The 20259-nt window shown below is 62.7% G+C and carries 18 protein-coding genes; 13 read left to right on the top strand and 5 right to left on the bottom strand.

Annotated elements, in window-relative coordinates; genetic code table 11:
- Positions 1-420: 420 nt before the first annotated feature.
- The 3 genes from NKJ91_RS03800 to NKJ91_RS03790 all read left to right on the top strand — a co-directional run bounded on the left by NKJ91_RS03800 (position 421) and on the right by NKJ91_RS03790 (position 4468).
- A complete protein-coding gene (locus NKJ91_RS03800) occupies positions 421-1641 on the top strand; it encodes an OmpP1/FadL family transporter (RefSeq protein ID WP_352454509.1) in 1221 nt (406 codons plus the stop codon).
- A 279-nt stretch (positions 1642-1920) separates the two neighbouring features.
- Positions 1921-3645 carry a dihydroxy-acid dehydratase gene (gene ilvD / locus NKJ91_RS03795; protein ID WP_352454508.1) on the top strand — a complete coding sequence of 575 codons (1725 nt, stop codon included), beginning with the start codon at positions 1921-1923 and terminating at the stop codon, positions 3643-3645.
- A complete protein-coding gene (locus tag NKJ91_RS03790) occupies positions 3632-4468 on the top strand; it encodes a tetratricopeptide repeat protein (RefSeq protein WP_023678939.1) in 837 nt (278 codons plus the stop codon). The genes ilvD and NKJ91_RS03790 overlap by 14 nt, the downstream gene beginning before the upstream one ends.
- 24 nt (positions 4469-4492) lie before the next feature.
- Here NKJ91_RS03790 and NKJ91_RS03785 read toward each other — a convergent pair whose 3' ends face one another.
- The 5 genes from NKJ91_RS03785 to erpA all read right to left on the bottom strand — a co-directional run bounded on the left by NKJ91_RS03785 (position 4493) and on the right by erpA (position 6969).
- Positions 4493-4810: a hypothetical protein gene (locus NKJ91_RS03785; RefSeq protein WP_352454507.1), complete on the bottom strand. Its 318-nt coding sequence runs from the start codon at positions 4808-4810 to the stop codon at positions 4493-4495.
- 77 nt (positions 4811-4887) lie between these two features.
- Positions 4888-5682 carry an exodeoxyribonuclease III gene (xth, locus tag NKJ91_RS03780; protein WP_352454506.1) on the bottom strand — a complete coding sequence of 265 codons (795 nt, stop codon included), beginning with the start codon at positions 5680-5682 and terminating at the stop codon, positions 4888-4890.
- 30 nt (positions 5683-5712) lie between these two features.
- Complete coding sequence (locus tag NKJ91_RS03775; protein WP_352454660.1) at positions 5713-6102, bottom strand: VOC family protein; 390 nt, start codon at positions 6100-6102, stop codon at positions 5713-5715.
- A 2-nt stretch (positions 6103-6104) separates the two neighbouring features.
- Positions 6105-6584 carry a hypothetical protein gene (locus tag NKJ91_RS03770; protein WP_352454505.1) on the bottom strand — a complete coding sequence of 160 codons (480 nt, stop codon included), beginning with the start codon at positions 6582-6584 and terminating at the stop codon, positions 6105-6107.
- Between the two features lie 37 nt (positions 6585-6621).
- Entirely contained in the window at positions 6622-6969 is a 348-nt protein-coding gene (gene erpA, locus NKJ91_RS03765) for an iron-sulfur cluster insertion protein ErpA (protein ID WP_031212336.1), read from the bottom strand.
- 73 nt (positions 6970-7042) lie between these two features.
- On the opposite strand from erpA, the gene NKJ91_RS03760 reads away from it, so the two are divergent.
- The 10 genes from NKJ91_RS03760 to serS all read left to right on the top strand — a co-directional run bounded on the left by NKJ91_RS03760 (position 7043) and on the right by serS (position 20194).
- On the top strand, positions 7043-8257 hold the full coding sequence (locus NKJ91_RS03760) for a deoxyguanosinetriphosphate triphosphohydrolase (RefSeq protein ID WP_352454504.1): 1215 nt from the start codon (positions 7043-7045) through the stop codon (positions 8255-8257).
- Positions 8258-8318: 61 nt separating this feature from the next.
- The gene (gene argS / locus NKJ91_RS03755) at positions 8319-10076 is read left to right on the top strand and encodes an arginine--tRNA ligase (protein ID WP_352454503.1); all 1758 of its coding nucleotides are present in this window, start codon (positions 8319-8321) and stop codon (positions 10074-10076) included.
- Between the two features lie 103 nt (positions 10077-10179).
- Positions 10180-13845 carry an SPOR domain-containing protein gene (locus NKJ91_RS03750; protein ID WP_352454502.1) on the top strand — a complete coding sequence of 1222 codons (3666 nt, stop codon included), beginning with the start codon at positions 10180-10182 and terminating at the stop codon, positions 13843-13845.
- A 116-nt stretch (positions 13846-13961) separates the two neighbouring features.
- The gene (nagZ, locus tag NKJ91_RS03745) at positions 13962-14981 is read left to right on the top strand and encodes a beta-N-acetylhexosaminidase (protein ID WP_352454501.1); all 1020 of its coding nucleotides are present in this window, start codon (positions 13962-13964) and stop codon (positions 14979-14981) included.
- A 58-nt stretch (positions 14982-15039) separates the two neighbouring features.
- Positions 15040-15840: a segregation and condensation protein A gene (locus tag NKJ91_RS03740; RefSeq protein WP_023678931.1), complete on the top strand. Its 801-nt coding sequence runs from the start codon at positions 15040-15042 to the stop codon at positions 15838-15840.
- On the top strand, positions 15837-16616 hold the full coding sequence (gene scpB, locus NKJ91_RS03735; RefSeq protein ID WP_352454500.1) for an SMC-Scp complex subunit ScpB: 780 nt from the start codon (positions 15837-15839) through the stop codon (positions 16614-16616). Before NKJ91_RS03740 ends, scpB begins: the two co-directional genes overlap by 4 nt.
- Before the next feature lie 178 nt (positions 16617-16794).
- Entirely contained in the window at positions 16795-17016 is a 222-nt protein-coding gene (locus NKJ91_RS03730; protein WP_352454499.1) for a twin-arginine translocase TatA/TatE family subunit, read from the top strand.
- Positions 17017-17044: 28 nt separating this feature from the next.
- Positions 17045-17710: a Sec-independent protein translocase protein TatB gene (gene tatB / locus NKJ91_RS03725; RefSeq protein WP_352454498.1), complete on the top strand. Its 666-nt coding sequence runs from the start codon at positions 17045-17047 to the stop codon at positions 17708-17710.
- The gene (gene tatC / locus NKJ91_RS03720) at positions 17707-18570 is read left to right on the top strand and encodes a twin-arginine translocase subunit TatC (protein ID WP_023678927.1); all 864 of its coding nucleotides are present in this window, start codon (positions 17707-17709) and stop codon (positions 18568-18570) included. Before tatB ends, tatC begins: the two co-directional genes overlap by 4 nt.
- Before the next feature lie 316 nt (positions 18571-18886).
- Positions 18887-20194 carry a serine--tRNA ligase gene (gene serS / locus NKJ91_RS03715; protein ID WP_352454497.1) on the top strand — a complete coding sequence of 436 codons (1308 nt, stop codon included), beginning with the start codon at positions 18887-18889 and terminating at the stop codon, positions 20192-20194.
- The last annotated feature ends 65 nt before the right edge of the window (positions 20195-20259 follow it).

Here is a 20259-nt window from a genome sequence, read left to right as displayed (position 1 = left end):
CAGATTGGGCCGGTTGATCGAACAGATTGGGCCGGCTGATCAAACAAATTGGGCCTGCTGGCCGCAATAGATTCGCCGGTCACGAATCTGCCTTCCAGACAAGCCGCCTGCCACGAAAACGGGCATTCCGCAGCGTAAATCTTGAGGCAAACTGAATGTTTTTGCCCCATTGTTGCCGTAATGTAACAATGGCTGACTGGGCACGCAAAATGCCCTGTTTTGTAGTGATTTAGGGGTTTTTCCCGAGTTTTCTCGTCGATCTGTATTGTGGCGGCCATTTTCCCGCCTCGGTAAGAAGGCCGACACCTTGTCGGAAATGCGTTCAGCCAAGCTGTACATGTACGCACGGCGAATTCGTTGTTGCGCCGTTAACCTGAATTGGTTCTAGCTTGATGCAAGGACATTTCGGGGAGGAGATTCATGTGTTGTTCGCGTCTGAAAGTGCTGCTGGGCGCGGGGGCTTTTTCGCTGGCTTTGGCTGGGACGGTGCAAGCCGGGGGCTTTGACCGGGGCGGCGTCAATATCGACCAGCTGTTCGACGCGGCGCCATATTCGTTCGACGCAGGCGTCACCTATGTTTCGCCACAGCGCAAACTCAAGAATGTGCAGCGTCTCGATGGCTCGGGTTTGTCGACATCGGCGGTTGACGTTGGTGGCGATTATGCGGTGCCGCATGTCGGCATCAAAGCCAACATCTTTGAGCCCGTAGACTGTCTTGCCACCTATACGAGACCGTATGGTGCGGACGCGAATTTCGGCATGAACAACGCCTATTCGCCGACAGCGGTCAAATACGCCGTCGACACAGACGATTTCGGTCTCACCTGCGCCTATAAGGTGAACGTCGGCAAGGGCGCCATACGATTCATCGGCGGTGTCTCCTACCAGCAGGTAGACGCGTTTCTGTCCCGCCAGACACTGCTCGCCTTCGGCAATACCGGCCTCGGCGTATTCAAGCTATCCGACGAGGCATGGGGTTGGCGTGCGGGCGCAGCCTATGAGATCCCCGAGATCGCCCTGCGCGCCAGCCTGATGTACTCTTCGAGCTACAAATATGACGGGCTGTCGGGAACCGTCGACACGACCGGCTTCAGAGGCGCCTTTCCGGCGGATCTGATTCCCGGCTCTACCGGCGTGTACCCAGTCTCGGCGTCGGCTGAGATACCTCAGGCTCTGGAATTCAAGCTGCAGAGCGGTATAGCTCCTGGCTGGCTGGCCTTTGGTTCCGTCCGCTGGCAGGAGTGGAGCAAGCTTGGCGTCATTGCCATCAATGGCGTGCGCAGTCCGGTAACCGGTTTGCCCTCGCCCGTTTCATTCGACCTGCTTTATCGCGACGGCTGGACGGTCACGGGCGGTATCGGGCACAAGTTCACCGATCAATTGTCGGGCGTGGTTTCGCTGACCTGGGATCGCGGCACCTCGACGACCTCCGGCTATCAGTCGGATACCTGGGCCGTTGCCAGCGGCGTCTCCTATTCGCCGAACGACCAGGTCGAGGTCAGGCTCGGCGGCTCGATCGGTGTGCTGACGAGCGGGTCATCGACTTTCAGCGGTGTCGGCGACGTGGCAAATGCCGTTACCTATACCTACGGCAACGACCTGCTTCTCGCCGGTTCGGCCTCCGTCAAGATCAAGTTCTAACTATTAAATTTTAAACGACAAAACGGCCGGGCACTGCCCGGCCGTTTTGTTCGGTGCGTCATCCGGCATTCGGCCAATGCAACAAATTGCCCCCATGATGTTCGCTCCGATAATTGTGACGTTTTGGCAACAGTTTCTGAACAACCCTCGCGCCACCCGGCCGCCCGGGAACATTGCCCATTTCCCGCCATAAACCCGGCGCACCTCGAACTTGTCTCGGGACATGCGCCAAAAGGCTAGGCGAAGAGGCAGGCCGCACCGCCCGCGGCAAGGACGAGTATGGACGCCAGAGCGATCTCCAAGGCCAAGCTGCCGAGCCGCCACGTGACCGTTGGTCCCGAGCGGGCGCCGCATCGCTCCTACCTTTATGCTATGGGGCTGTCGGCGGCCGAGATCGCGCAGCCTCTGGTCGGTGTCGCCAGCTGCTGGAACGAGGCCGCGCCCTGCAACATCTCGCTGATGCGCCAGGCGCAAGTGGTCAAGAAGGGCGTGGCGGCCGCCAGCGGCACGCCACGCGAATTCTGCACCATCACCGTCACCGACGGCATCGCCATGGGTCATCAGGGCATGAAGTCGTCGCTGGTGTCGCGCGAGGTCATCGCCGACTCGGTCGAGCTCACCATGCGCGGCCATTGCTACGATGCGCTGGTTGGATTGGCCGGTTGCGACAAGTCGCTGCCCGGCATGATGATGGCCATGGTGCGCCTCAACGTACCGTCGATCTTCATCTATGGCGGCTCGATCCTGCCCGGCAGCTACCGTGGCCGGCAGATCACCGTGCAGGACGTGTTCGAGGCGGTCGGCCAGCATTCGGTCGGCACGATCGGCGACGCCGAGCTGCTCGAGATCGAGCAAGCCGCCTGTCCGTCGGCCGGCTCCTGCGGCGCCCAGTTCACCGCCAATACCATGGCCACCGTCGCTGAGGCGATCGGCCTGGCGCTGCCCTATTCCTGCGGCGCGCCGGCACCCTACGAGATGCGCGACCGCTTCAATTTCGCTTCCGGCGAAAAGATCATGGAGCTGATCGCAAGGAACATCCGCCCGCGCGACATCGTTACCATAAAAGCGTTGGAAAATGCCGCGACCGTGGTCTCGGCCACCGGCGGCTCGACCAACGCGGCGCTGCATCTGCCGGCGATCGCGCACGAGGCCGGGATAAAGTTCGATCTTTTCGACGTGGCCAAGATATTCGAGAAAACACCCTATATCGCCGACCTCAAGCCGGGCGGCAAATACGTCGCCAAGGACATGTTCGAGGCCGGCGGCATTCCGCTCTTGATGAAGACGCTGCTCGACCATGGCTATCTTCATGGCGATTGCCTGACGGTGACCGGCCGCACTTTGGCCGAAAATATGGAACATGTTTCCTGGAATGACAGCCAGGATGTGGTCCGTCCCGCCAATAGGCCGATTACCCAGACCGGCGGGGTCGTGGGCTTGAAGGGTAACCTTGCCCCCGAAGGCGCGATCGTGAAGGTCGCTGGTATGGCGGAACTCAAATTCTCGGGTCCGGCACGCTGCTTCGATTCGGAAGAGGAATGTTTCGAGGCTGTTACGCACCGTAACTATAGCGAAGGCGAGGTTCTCGTCATCCGTTACGAGGGTCCGCGCGGCGGCCCGGGCATGCGCGAAATGCTGTCGACGACGGCGGCTCTCTACGGCCAGGGCATGGGCGGCAAGGTGGCGCTCATCACCGACGGGCGTTTTTCGGGCGCGACGCGCGGTTTCTGCATCGGCCATGTCGGGCCGGAAGCGGCTGTCGGCGGCCCGATCGGGCTGCTTAGGGATGGCGACTTGATCTCGATCGATGCGGTGAACGGCACGATCGAGGTTGCATTGTCCAAAGCCGAACTGGCGGCGAGGGCAAAAGCATGGAAGGCGCGCACGACCGACTATCAGTCGGGCGCGATCTGGAAATACGCACAGACGGTCGGATCTGCCCGCGACGGCGCGGTCACCCATCCCGGCGGTGCCAAAGAAACACACTGCTATGCGGACATCTGAGTTGTTGAGGTCGTCTGTCCTTTCGGCACTGGTTGCGCTCGCCACGTTTGGCGCGACCTTGGGCGCCGTCGGCCAGGCCATGGCCTTCGACGACAAGGTGTTCGACGACAAGACCGGCGTGAAGCCGCAGTCGAGCCCTTGGGCGGTGTTCCAGTTCGGCTTTTCCGCCTACAAGAACGGCCATAAGGAGCAGGCCGCGGAAGCGTATAAATATGCCGCGGAGAACGGCCAGATCGGCGCCACCTGGAAACTTGCGCGCATGTATGCCGAAGGCGATGGCGTGGCGCGAGACGACTACGCGGCATTCAAGTTCTTCAGCGAGATCGTCGACCAGGATGTCGAGCCCGGTTCGCCCGAGGAAAGCTATGTTTCGGACGCGCTGGTGGCGCTTGGCGACTATCTGAGGAAAGGCATTCCCGGCAGCCCCGTCGAGGAAAACGAGGTGGCGGCCCAGGAATATTACATGCGTGCCGCCGCCAACTACCGCAATCCGAACGCCCAGTTCGAGATGGGCCAGATGTTCCTCAAGGGTGAGGGCGGCGTCAAGGCCAGCGTCAAGCAGGCCGGACGCTGGTTCCAGCTGGCGGCCGAAAAGGGCCATGCGGGCGCGCAGGCGACGCTCGGCAACCTGCTTTTCCAAAGCGGCAAGATCGTGCGGGGGCTGGCGATGATGACCGCGGCGCTCGAACGGGCCTCACCTGCCGACCAGCCATGGATCCGCGGCATGCAGGAAGAAGCGTTTGCAGCCGCCGGCGAAGCCGACCGCCGCACCGCGATCTCGCTGGCCGACGACATCCTCACCAAGGGTGGCGGCGACCAGTAGGCCGGCAGAAATTCCGTTTTGAAATCAATTCTCGGTCGGTTCCGCCGGCATGCCGCTGGGCGCCGGTGTTGAGATCGGCGTGCCCTGCAGATGTGGGGCCAGCGTGTTCTCCGGGCAGCCATCCCGCTGCTTTGTCCAGGACGTGTTGTTGAGCACCATCTCGCAACGGGCGAGGTAGCTTTGGCCGGCAAGCGTCAGGCAGGCGACCCGGCCGATCTGGAATGATTTGCCGTTAGCCAGGCACTCTGCATCGGCAAAGGCCGGCGTCGCCACCGCCATCGCAAGCGCGCAGCCGATCGGGCAGAGTGCAAATCGAGTAGTCATGGGAACCCCAGCCACCATGATGATTTCTCATCAAGCACGCGATTTGTGGCGATAAGAGGTCAACTTATCAATGTGCCGCCGGACAGCAGCTCCGGTCAGGCCGGCTGCAGCGCCAGATCGATCGCCACCGGCACGTGGTCGGAGGGTTTTTCCCAGGCGCGCACCTGCTTTTCGATCGAAGCCGAGGAAAACCAGTTGGCGGCTTCGGGCGACAGAAGCAGGTGGTCGATGCGGATGCCGTTGTTCTTCTGCCAGGCGCCGGCCTGATAGTCCCAGAAGGTAAAGACGTCCGGGGCGTCGGTGACGGCACGCACGGCTTCGGTGAAGCCGAGATTCTTCAGCCGCCGGAACGCCTGCCGCGTCGCGGGCTGGAACAGCGCGTCGCTTAGCCAGTTTTCCGGATATTTCGCGTCGATCGGCTCGGGAATGACATTGTAGTCGCCGGCCAGGACCAGCGGCTCTTCCAGAGCAAGCCGCTCCTCGGCCCAGCGCTCAAGTCGCGCCATCCAGGAAAGCTTGTAGGAGAACTTCTTCTCGTCGTCGATCGGGTTGCCGTTCGGCAGATAGATCGAGGCCACGCGCAAGGCGCCCTTGTCGGTCGAGAACACGCCCTCGATGAAACGCGCCTGCTCGTCGGCATCGTCGCCCGGCAAGCCGCGATTGACCTCGTCGAAACGCAGCTTCGACAGGATGGCGACGCCGTTGAAGCCTTTTTGGCCGTAAGTCTCGACATTGTAGCCGAGCGCCTCGATCTCGGCGCGGGGAAACTGCTCGTCGACCGTCTTGATCTCCTGCAGGCAGGCGATGTCGGGCGCGCTTTCCGTCAGCCAATGGGTCAAATTGCCGATGCGGGCGCGAACGCCGTTGATGTTCCAGGTGACGATTTTCATGACGGCCTCGATAGGCTGGTGGTCCGGAGACTAGCGATCCGGTGGATGACGTTCGACAAGGCCGATCGTATTGCCTGCCGGGTCCTTTAGGAAGGCCATCCATTCGCTTTCCCCCGCCTGGCCGAACAGGCCTTCGGTGTCGCGATGGACGAGCGCCGGCGGCGCGGTGAAGGGAACACCGGCGGCCCTTGCCGAAGCGTGGAACTCGTCGAGGCCCGATATGTCGAGATAGACGGTGCCGGCAGGCAGGCCGTCGGTGAAAAGCAGGCGCACGTCACCGGCCATGATAAAGGCGATGCCCGGCGGATCGAAACGCGCATGCAGGTTCATGCCGAGCACCTCACGCCAGAACGCCAGCGTCGCATCGAGGTCGCGCCCCGCGGAAAGCGCGACCTGACGGACCGCGCCGACACGGCGCATGCTCATTCACTCCCGAAAGGTTGGGGTTCGGCATTTTCCGCGAGTATTTGCTCTATCATCCATCGCAGGTGCGATGCCTGCTCGCGCGTTGCATTCTCGTCCATCCAATCACAGCCGTTGTAAAGGTCTCCAAGCCAGTGTGGGAAATCGTATTTGTCCTCAATCGGTGACACCATACGGCAGACCTGAAAGGGTTGCAGGTCGCCGTCAAGGTAAGCCCGAATGCGTCGAAGGAACAGCTTACGTGCTATTTCCTTGGCTTCATCGGACTTGTCGTTGAAATCGGGAAAACACCGCGCGATCAGCGATCTTAAATGGCCATGAGCTTTCGCAAGATTAACGGCATTCCGCGGATTGCACCGCACGAGCTGCACATAGTCAGCGTCGTCTGCGTAGACCCGAGCTGCCTTGTGACGGTTGGCCCAACCAACGATATCGATATCGGAAATTGCTTCTATCTCGCGGGCGACAAGGACCGTCATCGGATCCTCAAGGCCCTCGAGGAGCGGCTTCATATTTTCAAATACTGAAGCTGGTGCCGCAGCCGCAGGAGGCGACCGCATTGGGGTTTCTGATCTGGAACGACTGGCCCATCAGATCGTCAACGAAATCGATCACCGAGCCGCCCATATAGACCAGCGACAGGTCGTCGATCAGCACGGTGGCGCCGTCCTTTTCGATGGCGACGTCGTCGTCATTGCGCCTGTCGACCAGGTCGAACTTGTAGGAGAAGCCGGAACAGCCGCCGCCCTCGACTGAAACGCGCACGGCCGTCTTACCGGCTTCGCTCGCTACAATCTTGGCGATCCGCCTGGCGGCGGCGTCGGTCATCTCGACTTTCATGGCGGTCTTGGCATCAGCGCCCATGGGCGTCACCTTGCATTCGGTTTCGTATGATAGGTATGGAGCGCGACGGGGCAAGTCAACTGCGGCATACGCTATGACCAACGAGTTGGGCGACATCGGATTCGGCTATCGGCCGCGCGCGGCCTATGCCAGCGACCCGGCGAAGTCGCGCGGGCGGCTGTTCGACGAGGTGGAAAGCCCGACGCGCACGCCGTTCCAGCGCGACCGCGACCGCATCATCCATTCGACGGCGTTCCGCCGGCTGAAGCACAAGACGCAAGTGTTCGTCGCACATGAAGGCGACCATTACCGCACGAGGCTGACGCATTCGATCGAGGTCGCGCAAATCGCACGCGCTCTGGCGCGGGCGCTGCGCGGCGACGAGGACCTGGCCGAGGCGGTGGCCCTGGTGCACGACTTCGGCCACACGCCCTTCGGCCACACCGGCGAGGACGCGCTGAACGAGAAGATGGCCGCCTGGGGCGGCTTCGACCACAATGCGCAGTCGCTGCGTGTGGTGACGCGGCTGGAGCGGCGCTATGCCGAGTTCGATGGGCTGAACCTCACCTGGGAAACGCTGGAGGGGCTGGTCAAGCACAATGGCCCGCTGACCGATGCCAAGGGGAAAGGGCTGAAGGGGCCGGTGCCGCAGGCTATCCGCGACTATTCCGAACTGCACGACCTCGAGCTCGACCGCTTCGCTGGTATCGAGGCGCAGTGTGCGGCGATTGCCGACGACATCGCCTACAACACCCACGACATCGATGACGGCTTGAGGGCAGGGCTGTTGACGCTGGATATGCTGGAGGGCGTCTCGCTGCCGGGGTCGATCCTCAAGGGCGTGCGTCAGCGCTATCCGGCGCTCGATGACGTACGCACCGGCCACGAGCTAATGCGCCGGCAGATCACTATCATGGTCGAGGACGTGATCGTCTCGACGACAGCCAATCTGGCGCGCATCAAGCCCGGCAGCGCCGAAGCGGTAAGGGCGGCCGGCGAGCCGATGGTGAGCTTCTCCGCCGAGACGGCCGTATTGGAAAAGGAGCTGAAGGCCTTTCTCTACAAGCACCTCTACCGGCATGCGGAGGTCATGCGGGTGCGCGCCGATGCCGACCAGATCGTGAGGGACCTGTTCGACGTCTATTTCGCCGATCCGCGCGCTATGCCGGATGGCTGGCGCGAAGGGCTCGACCGGGCAGAGGACCGCGTCAAGGCGCGCAGTGTTGCCGATTTCCTGGCCGGCATGACGGACACTTATGCACTCAAGGAACACAGGCGTTTGTTTGACCATACGCCGGATTTGAGCTAGGGCGGGCGCGATTTTGCCGGCCAACGAGCCGGATCCCTGCAAAACCGTCAGAGCCACAGCAATGAACATCTTCGCCGATTTCAACGCGCGAATCATAAAGGCCGTCGAAGCGCTTGATTTGAAAGACAAGGATGGCGTGTCGCCGGACCTGTCGCGCATCGCCGTCGAGCCGCCGCGCGATGCCAGCCATGGCGATCTCGCGACCAACGCAGCCATGGTGTTGGCCAAGCCGACCGGCCAGAACCCGCGCGCGCTGGCCGAAAGGCTGGCCGAGGCGCTGCGCGCCGACGAGGATATCGCGGCCGCCGAGATCGCAGGCCCGGGCTTCGTCAATCTCAGGCTCAAGGACGGCTTCTGGCAGGCGCATCTGACGGCGCTGCTCGGCGAAGGCCGCAATTACGGCCGCTCGACTATCGGCGGTGGCAAGAAAACCAATGTCGAATATGTCTCGGCCAACCCGACCGGCCCGATGCATGTCGGCCATTGCCGGGGTGCCGTGGTCGGCGACGCGCTGGCCAATCTGATGGCCTTCGCCGGTTACGACGTGACCAAGGAATACGTCATCAACGATGCCGGTTCGCAGATCGACGTGCTCGGACGCTCAGTCATGCTGCGCTACCGCGAAGCGCTCGGCGATGAGATCGGCGACATTCCGGCCGGGCTTTATCCAGGCGACTATCTGATCCCCGTTGGTCAGGCGCTGGCCAGCGAATTCGGCCGCTCCCTGCTGCAGATGCCGGACGAAGAGGCGCTTGCCATCGTCAAGGACAGGACGATCGATGCGATGATGGCGATGATCCGCGAGGATCTGGCGCTGCTCAACGTGCATCACGACGTCTTTTTCTCAGAGCGCACATTGCATGCCAACAATGCCAAGAAGATTCGCTCGGCGATCAACGACCTGACGCTGAAGGGCCACATCTACAAGGGCAAGCTGCCGCCGCCCAAGGGCGAGAAGCCGGACGACTGGGAGGACCGCGAGCAGACGCTGTTCCGCTCGACCGCGGTTGGCGACGACATGGACCGGGCGCTGGTCAAGTCGGACGGCACCTTCACCTATTTCGCCGCCGATGTCGCTTACCTCAAGGACAAGGTCGATCGCGGCTTCGTCGATCTGATCTATGTGCTTGGCGCCGATCATGGCGGCTACGTGAAGCGGCTGGAAGCGCTTGCCCGGGCGATTGCCGGCGACGAGGTCAAGCTTACCGTGCTGCTTTGCCAGTTGGTGAGGCTGTTTCGCGCCGGCGAGCCGGTACGTATGTCGAAGCGGTCGGGCGAGTTCGTGACCTTGCGCGAAGTGGTGGAGGAGGTCGGCCGCGACCCGATCCGCTTCATGATGCTCTACCGCAAGAACGACGCGCCGCTCGACTTCGACTTCGCCAAGGTGACCGAGCAGTCGAAGGACAATCCGGTGTTCTACGTGCAGTATGCCTCGGCGCGCTGCCATTCGGTATTCCGGCAGGCGAGCGAGCAATTGGGCGAGGCCATGTTCGACCGCAACCAGCTGGCCGCCGAAGTGGCTTTGCTGACCGATGAGGGGGAGATCGGCCTGATCAGGAAGCTCGCCGAATATCCTCGGCTGATCGAAGCCGCGGCCCTCGCGCTCGAGCCCCACCGGCTGGCATTTTACCTCTACGAACTCGCTTCCAGCTTCCACGGACACTGGAACCGGGGCACCGATAATCCCGACTTACGTTTTGTTAAGGTTAACGACCGACAATTGACGCATGCCAGACTAGGGCTGGTGCAGGCTGTTTCGGACGTTTTGACGTCCGGCCTGACGCTGATCGGAGCCAATGCGCCCACCGAAATGCGTTAGGTTTGAGTAAAAAACCTGTCACCTTTTGCCCACATTGCGCTGGTAAGGGCCAACCCTACGCGACGTCCATGGCGTCCGAATGAGTGCGAGTTCGGGAACAATAATGGCAGACAGAACCCAGCTGAGAGCAGCCGACCACAACGACATCGCCAACGATGATCCGTTCGCGGAACTGACCAGGATCATGGGGTTCGACCCGCGCCAGCCGGTCAAACCGCAAACACCGGCACAGCCGAAAACCGCTGCTGCCGAACCGTCGCTGGACGAGGGCGATTTCGAGATCGATCTCGAGAAGGAGTTGATGGGCGAATTCGGCGCCGACGCCAATGACAATGCTTCCCCTGCCAAGCTTCGCGAGCCGACACCCGAACCGGCCGCCGCCGACGAAATGGAGGACGCGCTTGCTGCCTCGTTCGAACAGGATTTCGCGTTCGACGACAATGCGGCGGATGATGCTGCTCCTGTTGCGGCCGCTCCTGTTGCCGCCGACGAAATTGCCTCCGCCCCCGAAAGGGCGTTTGCTCCCGCCGTCGAGCCGGAGTTCGACGACGATTTCGATAACGCCGTCGCCGGCTCGCTCGAAGACGTGTCGCCGTTCGAGGACGACCTTTCGAGTGACGACGAACTTGCCGCCTCGCTCGACCAGGATTTTCGGCACGACGACGATGTGACGGCCAAGATCGCGGTGACCGGCGAGGATGAAGCCAGGGCCGCAGCCGAGGCGATCGAGCCGGTCGACGAGCCCGCCTTCGACGATGAGTTCGACAACGCCGTCGCAAGTTCGCTCGAAGACGAGCTGATGCTCGAAGAGCATGAGCCGATGGAGCAGACCGTCGCCGTTGAAACCGCCGCGCAAGCGGCCGCGCCTGCGTTCGATGACGAGTTCGACGATGCCGTTGCAAGCTCGCTCGAAGACGAGCTGATGTTCGACGAGCATGAGCCGGCGGAAAACGTCGCCGCCCCGGCATCGCCGGTTGAGGCGGTTTCGGCCGATGAGGATCTTGCCGGCCATTTCGATGATGCCATGGCCGATGTCGACATGGACTTCGACGTTCGCCCGAACGAGCCTGCCGAAATCGAAGAACCAGAGTTTATCGAAGAGCAGTCGATCGAAGAGCCAGAGGCCGCCCGGCTTTCCGGCACGGCCGCTGAAGCGGCGTTCGACGACGATTTCGATCTGAGCTTCGACGGTCCGCCTGCCGAGGAAGCCGAAGAGCCCGTGGCGCAGGTTGCGGCCGAACCAGCGGCGCCGGCCGCTGTCGTCCCGACGGCCCCAGTGGCTGAGGAACGCAGCCTGGAAGACGAACTGAACGCGCTGCTCGGTGCGATGAGCACACGGCCGGCACAAGCGGTCAACGAACCTCAGACAAGCCCGCAGACTGCCCAGAAGCCCGTGATGGCTGTTCAGCAGCCTATCGCGCCGGTAATTCAGGAGCCAGCAGTGGCCGCTGAACAGCCAATGGCGGCGGTCAAAGACGTCGCCAACGAACCGGTGCATGCTGTCGACGAGCTGGATTGGGAACTCGACGAGCACGAGCCCGCTGAGCCGCAGCAGTCCAGTGCCGCCGATGACGCCGATCTTGGCAGTGTCCTCCTCGATGAGCTTGAAGGCGAGGATTTCGGTGTTGAAGCCGCTGCCGGACCTGTGGGTGATTTAGACAACGATGCGCTCGACGCCGACTTCGCCAGGAATATCGGCCTGGATCATGACTCGGCCGACAAGAGTGCGGCAGCTGCTGCCGAAGAAGACCCGCTCGATGCGCTGAACTGGCTGACGACACGCGCCACACCGCCCGAGCCGGCCCGCTCGTGGAGCCGCGTGACACCGGTCGCACAGCCTCAACCCGCTTTTGCAAGCCAGCCGGTGGCTTCGGCGCGTCCGGCACCACCGCCGCAGCCGGCTGCAACGCCGTCCTATCGGGCCGCACCGGTCGAAGAGAGGCCGTCCTATGAAGGCCAGGCATCCCGTGAAGATAGGTCATCCTATGAAGATCGGCCCGCCTACATGGAAGCTGCACCAACCTCGCATCAACAGCCTTCCGCCTATGACGAGATGCCCGATGTCGAGACGGTCGACGTGCCCGAGCGCGTCGTGGCGCTGGCGGACGATCTCGACATTCCGGAGCTCAACTTCGACGATGACGAGCCGGTGGCGCCCGCCTACGACGATCTCGATGCCGATTTTGCCGGCCTTCTCACCGAAATGAATGCAACGGATATAGCGCCTGCCCCGGTGCGCAGTGCTGGCTATGACGATGAATACGATGCCGGCTTCGTGTCTGGCTACAAGCAAGATCGTAGCGAGACGCGCGCCTATGGCGCCAAGCCTGCGGAAGCCCCCGTCAGCGCGACGGCCGCTTCCTATGCCGATGCAGCGGACGGTTTCGATCTGGGCCCATTGCCCGGCGGCCAGCCGGTTTCGCAGGCCGACGATTTCACCTTCGATGAGCTCGACTACGATCCCGAACTGGACGAGGAGATGTCGGTTCCGGGCCTTGCCGAACGCGGGGCCGAAAGGCAGCCGCGCAGGCGCGGGCTGCTGATAGGTGCGGTGGTCGGCGCCGTGGCGATCGCCGGAGGCCTTGGCGCCTTTGCGTTGACCCTCGGCGGCAAGAGCGGCGGCGATGCGCCGGTTATCGTCAAGGCCGACAACAGGCCGATCAAGATCAAGCCGGAAAATCCAGGCGGCACCGTCGTGCCGAACCAGGACAACAAGGTTTATGACGCTGTGGTCAAGGGCACCAAGCCCGCCGAGCCGGTTCAGCAGAAGCTGGTCACCAACACCGAAGAGCCTGTGGACCTGAAGGCCAACGAACCGGAGAGCCGCGTCGTCGATCTTTCGCCCAATGACCCCGATGCCGCGGACGATATCGACGCGCCCGGCGCCGTGGCGTCCGACACCGACGGGTCTGGCACCAATGCGCCCGGCACCAGCGCGCCTGACTCCAGCGCGCTTGGCGCCAGTGCGGCTGGCACTACCGAAACCGCCGCCGCACCGGCGCCCAAATCCGAGGATCGCATCGCGCAGGTTCTGCAGGAGGCCGAGAAGGGTGCAACCCCCGAGATAGTCGCCGTTGCGCCGCGCAAGGTACGGACCATGGTCGTGAAACCTGACGGCTCGCTGGTGGCGCGCGAGGATCCGGCGCCTGCCGCCCCGCAGATGGCTGCTGCCGAGCCGGCCGATCCGGCGCCGCAGCACGTGGCTCCGTCGGCCCAGGCCGACGCCGCGGCGCAGACCGGCACCGTGCCCCTGATCGACCAAATGACAAGTGATCCGAAGATTGGCAACCAGCCGAGTGGCGACCAGGCGAGCGGCGATCAGGCCGAAACCTCCAAGCTGCAGCCGGCGCCCAAGCCCGACACAAAGGCTGAAGCCAAGGCCCAGGCGTCAGCCAGCAAGCAGTCCGCCAGCACCCCGGCCACGGTTCCGGTGGCGCCGCAGCGTCCGTCCGACCAACCGGTCGATGTGGTTGGCGAGGTCAAGCCCGATCAGGTCGCTTCCATCGATCCGGCCGCGGCCAGGGCTGGTTCGTGGTCGATACAGATCGCTTCGCAGCCGACAGTCGAAAGCGCCCAGGCGACTTACCAGGATCTGCAGCGCCGCTATGGCAGCGTGCTTTCCGGCCGCACACCCAACATCGTCAAGGCCGAGATCGCCGGCAAGGGCACCTTCTACCGCGTCCGCGTTCCGGCGCAGTCTCGCAACGAGGCGATCAAACTGTGCACCAGCTACAAGGCTGCCGGCGGCAATTGCTTCGTGTCCCACTAGGCACCAAAACCTCTCGAAAAGCCGGCGTCCGCGCCGGCTTTTTTGCGTGAACGGAAACCTCTGAAGGCAAGTGCGGGCGATTCCCTTTGTCGGCGCGAAGCTCTAAACTGTTCCGCATGACCGAATCAAAATCCATGATCCTCGGCTGCGCCGGGAAATCACTGACCCGCGACGAGATCCGTTTCTATCGCAACGAATGCCCGTGGGGCTTCATCCTGTTTGCGCGCAATATCGGCGAGACCGAGCAGATCCGCGATCTGGTCGCCGCGATGCGCGACTGCGTCGGGCGTGCGGATGCGCCGGTGTTCATCGACCAGGAGGGCGGCCGGGTGCAGCGCCTGCGGCCGCCGCTGGCGCCGAACTATCCGGCTGCCGGTGCACTCGGCGCCTTGTGGCGCGACGACCATGACGCCGGCACCCGTGCCGCATGGCTGATGGCGCGGCTGCATGCCTTCGACCTGCTGCGCTACGGCATCACGGCGGATTGCCTGCCGGTGCTCGACGTGCCCATCGAGGGCGCCAGCGACGTCATCGGCGCGCGCGCTTATGGCAAGGAGCCGCGCGCCGTCATCGAATTGGGTCGCGCCGCGGCGGAAGGCCTGATGGCGGGAGGCGTGCTGCCGGTGATGAAGCATATTCCCGGTCATGGAAGGGCCTTCGCCGACACGCATTTCGAACTGCCGACCGTCGACGCCTCGATCGGCGACCTGCAGCGGCATGATTTTGCCCCGTTCAGGGAGCTCAACCATTTGCCGATGGCGATGACGGCGCATGTCGTCTATAGCGCGATCGACCCGAAGAACCCGGCCACCACATCCGGCAAGGTCATCGAAAAGATCATCCGCGGCGAAATCGGCTTCGACGGGCTGTTGATGAGCGACGACACCTCGATGAAGGCACTTTCTGGGGATTTCCCGTCAAAGGCGGCGGCGATCCTTGCGGCGGGCTGCGATCTGGTCCTTCACTGCAACGGCGTGTTCGAGGAGATGGCCGGCATTGCATCGCGCACGACCGGGCTTGAAGGCAAGTCGTTTGAGCGCGCGGAGCGGGCGCTGACCTATATCAGGAACCGTGACGTGGCGGACGAGACCGAGATTCGGGCCGAATTTGCCAGTTATTTCGACGCGGCGGCCTAGCATCAAAGGAAGCGAAGTGGCGGAAACATTGGACCTGAAGGCCGGCAAGGCCGCACCGATGGACCGCTTGTGGGCCGAGAACGACGATTCCCGGCTGACCGGCGATCCGGCGTTGGTCGTCGATGTGGCCGGCTTCGAAGGTCCGCTCGATCTTCTGCTGCATCTTGCCCGCAATCAGAAGGTCGACCTGTCGCGCATCTCGATCCTGGCGCTGGCCGAACAGTATCTGGCCTTTGTCGAGAAGGTGAGGGCGCTGAGGCTGGAGCTTGCCGCCGACTACCTGGTGATGGCGGCGTGGCTGGCTTTCCTCAAATCGAAGCTTCTGATCCCCAAGCAGCCCGGCGATGAAGGCGAAAGCGGCGAGGAACTGGCGGCGGTGCTACAGTTCCGGCTGAAGCGGCTGGAGGCGATGCGCGACGCGGCGGCACGGCTGGTCAACCGCAACCGGCTCGGACGCGACGTGTTTGCACGCGGCATGCCGGAAATGGTCATCGTCGAGAAGCGCAATGCCTATTCGGCCTCGCTCTACGACCTGTTGACCGCCTATGCCCAGCAGCGCCAGAAGCAGGCAATAACCAATGTGACGATCGCCAGGCGCGGCGTGTGGTCGCTCAAGGATGCGCGCGACGTGCTGACCAGGCTGATCGGGTCGCTGCGCGACTGGACGGCGCTCGACAGTTTCCTGGTCGAATATCTGGCCGGCCCGGAAGAGCGGCGCACCGCGGTTGCCAGCTCGTTTGCGGCGACGCTGGAACTGGTGCGCGAAGGCAAGATGGAAATGCGGCAGGACCAGGTGTTCGCGCCGCTGTATCTGCGCGGCCGCGCCCAGGCCATCAAGATAGTCGAGGTAACACCATGAGCGAACGCGCCAACGCTTCGGTCATTCCGTTCAAGGTCGACGACGATGCCGAGCAAGGCGCGGTCGCCGAAAACCCGGCACAAAATCAGGGGCAGAATTTGTCGCGGAATCCTGGCGAGCGGCTGCATATGGCGGAGGCCGTACGGATGGCCGAGGCGATCGTATTCGCCAGCGCCGAGCCGGTCAGCGAAAAACAGCTCGCTTCGCGACTGCCCGACGGCATCAACATTGCCGCGGCAATGGCCGAACTGCAGCAGATCTATGCGCGGCGCGGCGTCAATCTGGTGCGCGTCGGCGATGCCTGGGCGTTTCGCACCGCCGGCGACCTCGCCTTCCTGATGAGCCGTGACACGGTGCAGCAGCGCAAACTGTCCCGCGCTGCCCTCGAAGTGCTGGCGATCATCGCCTACCACCAACCGGTAACGCGCGCCGAGATCGAGGACATCCGCGGCGTCGAGACGTCAAAGGGGACGCTCGACACGCTGATGGAGACCGAATGGGTGAGGATGCGCGGCCGGCGCCGCACGCCCGGCCGTCCCGTCACCTACGGCACGACCGACATTTTCCTCGACCATTTCGCACTGGAGGAGATACGCGATCTCCCCGGCATGGAGGAATTGAAGGGTGCGGGGCTGCTGTCCGGCCGCATGCCGTCGAATTTCTCGGTGCCGCTGCCGCCGGCCGACCCCGATGCGCTCACCGACGACGAGGATCCGCTGACCGACATCGACCTCGAAGAACTCGGCCTTTTGACGCCGCGCGTCACGGAAGATTGAGCCGAGCGCCATCTTAAAGCCACAGGCAGGATGGAACTGCGCCGATTGGTAGCGGGCCGCCGTGCCGAAAGTGCGTGACTTCGGCGACTCATTCATGAACTCTGTCGCAGTTCTGTTTGAATCCGAACCCGAAAGCGCATAGATCAGCGTCTGGGAAACCGTTCGAGAGAGATTTGCTATGGGTTCATTTTCGATTTGGCACTGGATGATCGTTCTGGTGATCGTGCTGCTGGTCTTCGGCCGCGGCAAGATCCCCGAGCTGATGGGCGACATGGCCAAGGGTATCAAGAGCTTCAAGAAGGGCATGGCGGACGACGACGCTGCCGACGACAAGCGTACCGTCGAACACCGTGCCGACGAAACCGTTTCGGTACCGAAGGAAAAGGCCAGCAAAAGCTGAGCCCAAACTTTAGTCGGAACGTATAGCCATGTTCGAAGTCGGCTGGACCGAGATGCTGGTGATCGCGATCGTCATGATCGTGGTCGTCGGGCCCAAGGATTTGCCCAACATGCTGCGCACCTTCGGCCGCACGACGGCGAAGCTGCGCGCCATGGCGTCCGATTTCCAGCGGCAGTTCAACGACGCGTTGAAGGAAGCCGAGCTCGACGACGTCAAGAAGTCGGTCGATTCGCTGAGAAGCCTCAATCCGGCAGCCGAGATCAGGAAACAGCTCAATCCATTCGAGCAGGCCGCCGCCGACGTCCGTTCCGGCGTCGACGCAGTGATGAAACCCAAGCCGGCCGTCGATGCCGCCGCTGCGACGGAGCAGGCGGCCGAGCCGCTTAAGAACGGCGCAACGACGATGCCGGGCGTCAGCCCGCCGGAGCCGGCGCCGGCCACGCCGATCTTTCCGCCGATGACGGACGAGTCCGTCGTAGCGCCGGCAGTGCAGGCGCAAACGGCTGCAGCGGCCGTGCCGAAAAAAGCACCTGCGGCAAAGAAGAAGCCAGCGCCCGCGAAAGCCCCGGCCGCCGTCCCGGCCAAGCCGGCAAAGACTGCTGCGCCAAAGGCTGCCGCAAAAGCTGAGCAAAAAGCGCAGTTGTCAGCAGCGAAGAAGCCGGCCGCCAGGAAAACGGCGGGAGCCGCCAAGTGAGCGTTTCGGACAAGGAAAAGGACGAGATAGAAAAATCGTCGGCTCCGCTGATGGAGCACCTGATCGAGTTGCGCCGGCGGCTGATCTGGTCGATTGGCGGTTTTTTTGTTGCCTTCCTGGTCTGCTTCTTTTTCGCCAAGCGGCTGTTCAACCTTCTGGTCATTCCGTTCAGATGGGCGACCCAATGGGCCGGGCTCGACCCGCACAAGGTCGAGCTGATCTATACGGCGCCACAGGAGTTCTTCTTTACCCAGGTCAAGCTCGCCATGTTCGGCGGCATGGTCATCGCCTTTCCGCTGATCGCCACGCAGATCTACAAATTCATCGCGCCCGGCCTCTACAAAAACGAGCGCAACGCCTTCCTGCCGTTCCTGATCGCCTCGCCGATCCTGTTCCTGATGGGCGCATCGCTGGTCTATTTCTTCTTCACGCCGATGGTGATGTGGTTCTTCCTCGCCATGCAGCAGACCGGCACCAACGACCAGGTGCAGATTTCGCTGCTGCCGAAAGTGTCCGAATATCTCAGCCTGATCATGACGCTGATCTTCTCCTTCGGCCTGGTGTTCCAGCTGCCGGTGGTGACAAGCCTGATGACGCGGGTCGGCATGCTGTCGTCCACGGCCCTGGCCGAGAAGCGCAAATGGGCGATCGTCATCGCCTTTGTGGTGGCGGCGGTGCTGACGCCGCCCGACCCGATGAGCCAGATCGGCCTCGCCATTCCGACGATCCTGCTCTACGAGGTCTCGATCTGGTCGGCCCGGCTGATCGAACGCAGCAAGGAGCGCGACCGTGTGGCCCGCGAAAAGCAGGACGCCACCGAAGAGGTGGCCGAAAAGCCGGCGGACGCGTCTTCGACGTAGGTTCGGTTGAAGCGGGCAGCATTTTTTTGCCGGCCATAGCAACTTTGTTCTTGCTTTGTGCCGGCAGCTATGCTACTAATTTAAGTATGGTGCCAATTGGCTCCAAAAACCCGCCTCCCGAGGCGGGTTTTTTGTTTCCAGGGTCCTTTCGATCGAACGTTGCGCGTGCTGCCTACCTGAGGTCGGCGCGAAGGAACTCTGCCTTGACGTCTTGTATCGATGCGGTTTACGCCCTCTGGTCTTTGTTTTGGGCATGTCATTGTCCCAAAACCGCTGCGCACTTTTGGGCGACATGCCCTCTGAGGACGAACTGACCATGCTTGACATCAAATGGATTCGCGACAACCCGAAGGCCCTTGTCGAAGCGCTCCAGAAGCGCTCGTGGTCGGCTGAGGATGCGCGGTCCACCGTCAACGACCTGATCGCCGCGGATGAGGCGCGGCGCGAGCATCTGACCGAGCTGCAGACCAGGCAGGAACGCCGCAACGCCGCATCGAAGGAGATCGGCAATGCCATGCGCTCGGGCGATGCAGCTCTTGCCGAAAGGCTGAAGGCCGAGGTCGGCGAGATCAAGGCCTTCATCCAGAATGGCGAGGCGCGCGAGCGCGAGCTCGACAAGGCGCTGACCGATGCATTGGCGGTGCTGCCAAACGTGCCGTTCGACGACGTGCCGGTCGGCAAGGACGAGCACGACAACGTCGTCAAGCGCGTCGTCGGCGAGGTGCCGACGCGGCCGAACTGGGTGAAGGAGCATTTCGAGATCGGCGAAGCGCTCGGCATGATGGATTTCGAGCGGGCAGCACGGCTTTCCGGCTCGCGCTTCACCGTGCTCAAAAGCGGCCTGGCGCGGATGGAACGCGCGCTCGGCCAGTTCATGCTGGATCTGCACACCACCGAGCACGGCTATGTAGAGATCCAGCCGCCGTTGATGGTGCGCGACGAGGTGCTTTTCGGGACCGGGCAACTGCCGAAATTCGAGGAGGATTTATTCTTCGTTCGGCACGGGGACGGCAGGCTTGGCCTCATCCCAACCGCCGAAGTGCCGCTCACCAATCTGGTACGCGAAGAGATCACGGCGCATGAAAAGCTGCCGCTGCGCTATACCGCGCTGACGCCTTGCTTCCGCTCGGAGGCCGGTTCGGCCGGGCGCGACACGCGCGGCATGCTGCGCCAGCACCAGTTCTACAAGGTCGAGCTGGTGTCGATCACCGACCAGGAGACTTCGGTTGCCGAGCATGAGCGCATGACCGAATGCGCCGAGGAGGTGCTGAAGCGGCTCGGCCTGCCGTTCCGCACCATGACGCTGTGCACCGGCGACATGGGCTTTGGCGCGCGCAAGACCTACGACATCGAGGTCTGGCTGCCCGGCCAGAATGCCTATCGCGAAATCTCGTCTTGCTCGGTGTGCGGCGATTTCCAGGCGCGGCGCATGGACGCCCGCTACAAGGACAAGGACGGCAAGGGCAACCGCTTCGTCCACACGCTGAACGGTTCGGGCACCGCCGTCGGCCGCGCTCTCATTGCCGTCATCGAAAATTACCAGAACGAGGACGGCAGCGTAACCATTCCTGAAGCGCTTCGTCCTTACATGGGCGGTCTCGCAAAGATCGAATCATCGAGGTGACAAGCTTGTCGGCCCCGCGTTCCTTCGCGCCCCCCTCTGTCCTGCCGGACATCTCCCCCTCAAGG

The organism is Mesorhizobium sp. M0040 (assembly GCF_040323505.1).
GTDB lineage: Bacteria > Pseudomonadota > Alphaproteobacteria > Rhizobiales > Rhizobiaceae > Mesorhizobium.
This window is presented reverse-complemented; position numbering and strand designations above follow the sequence as displayed.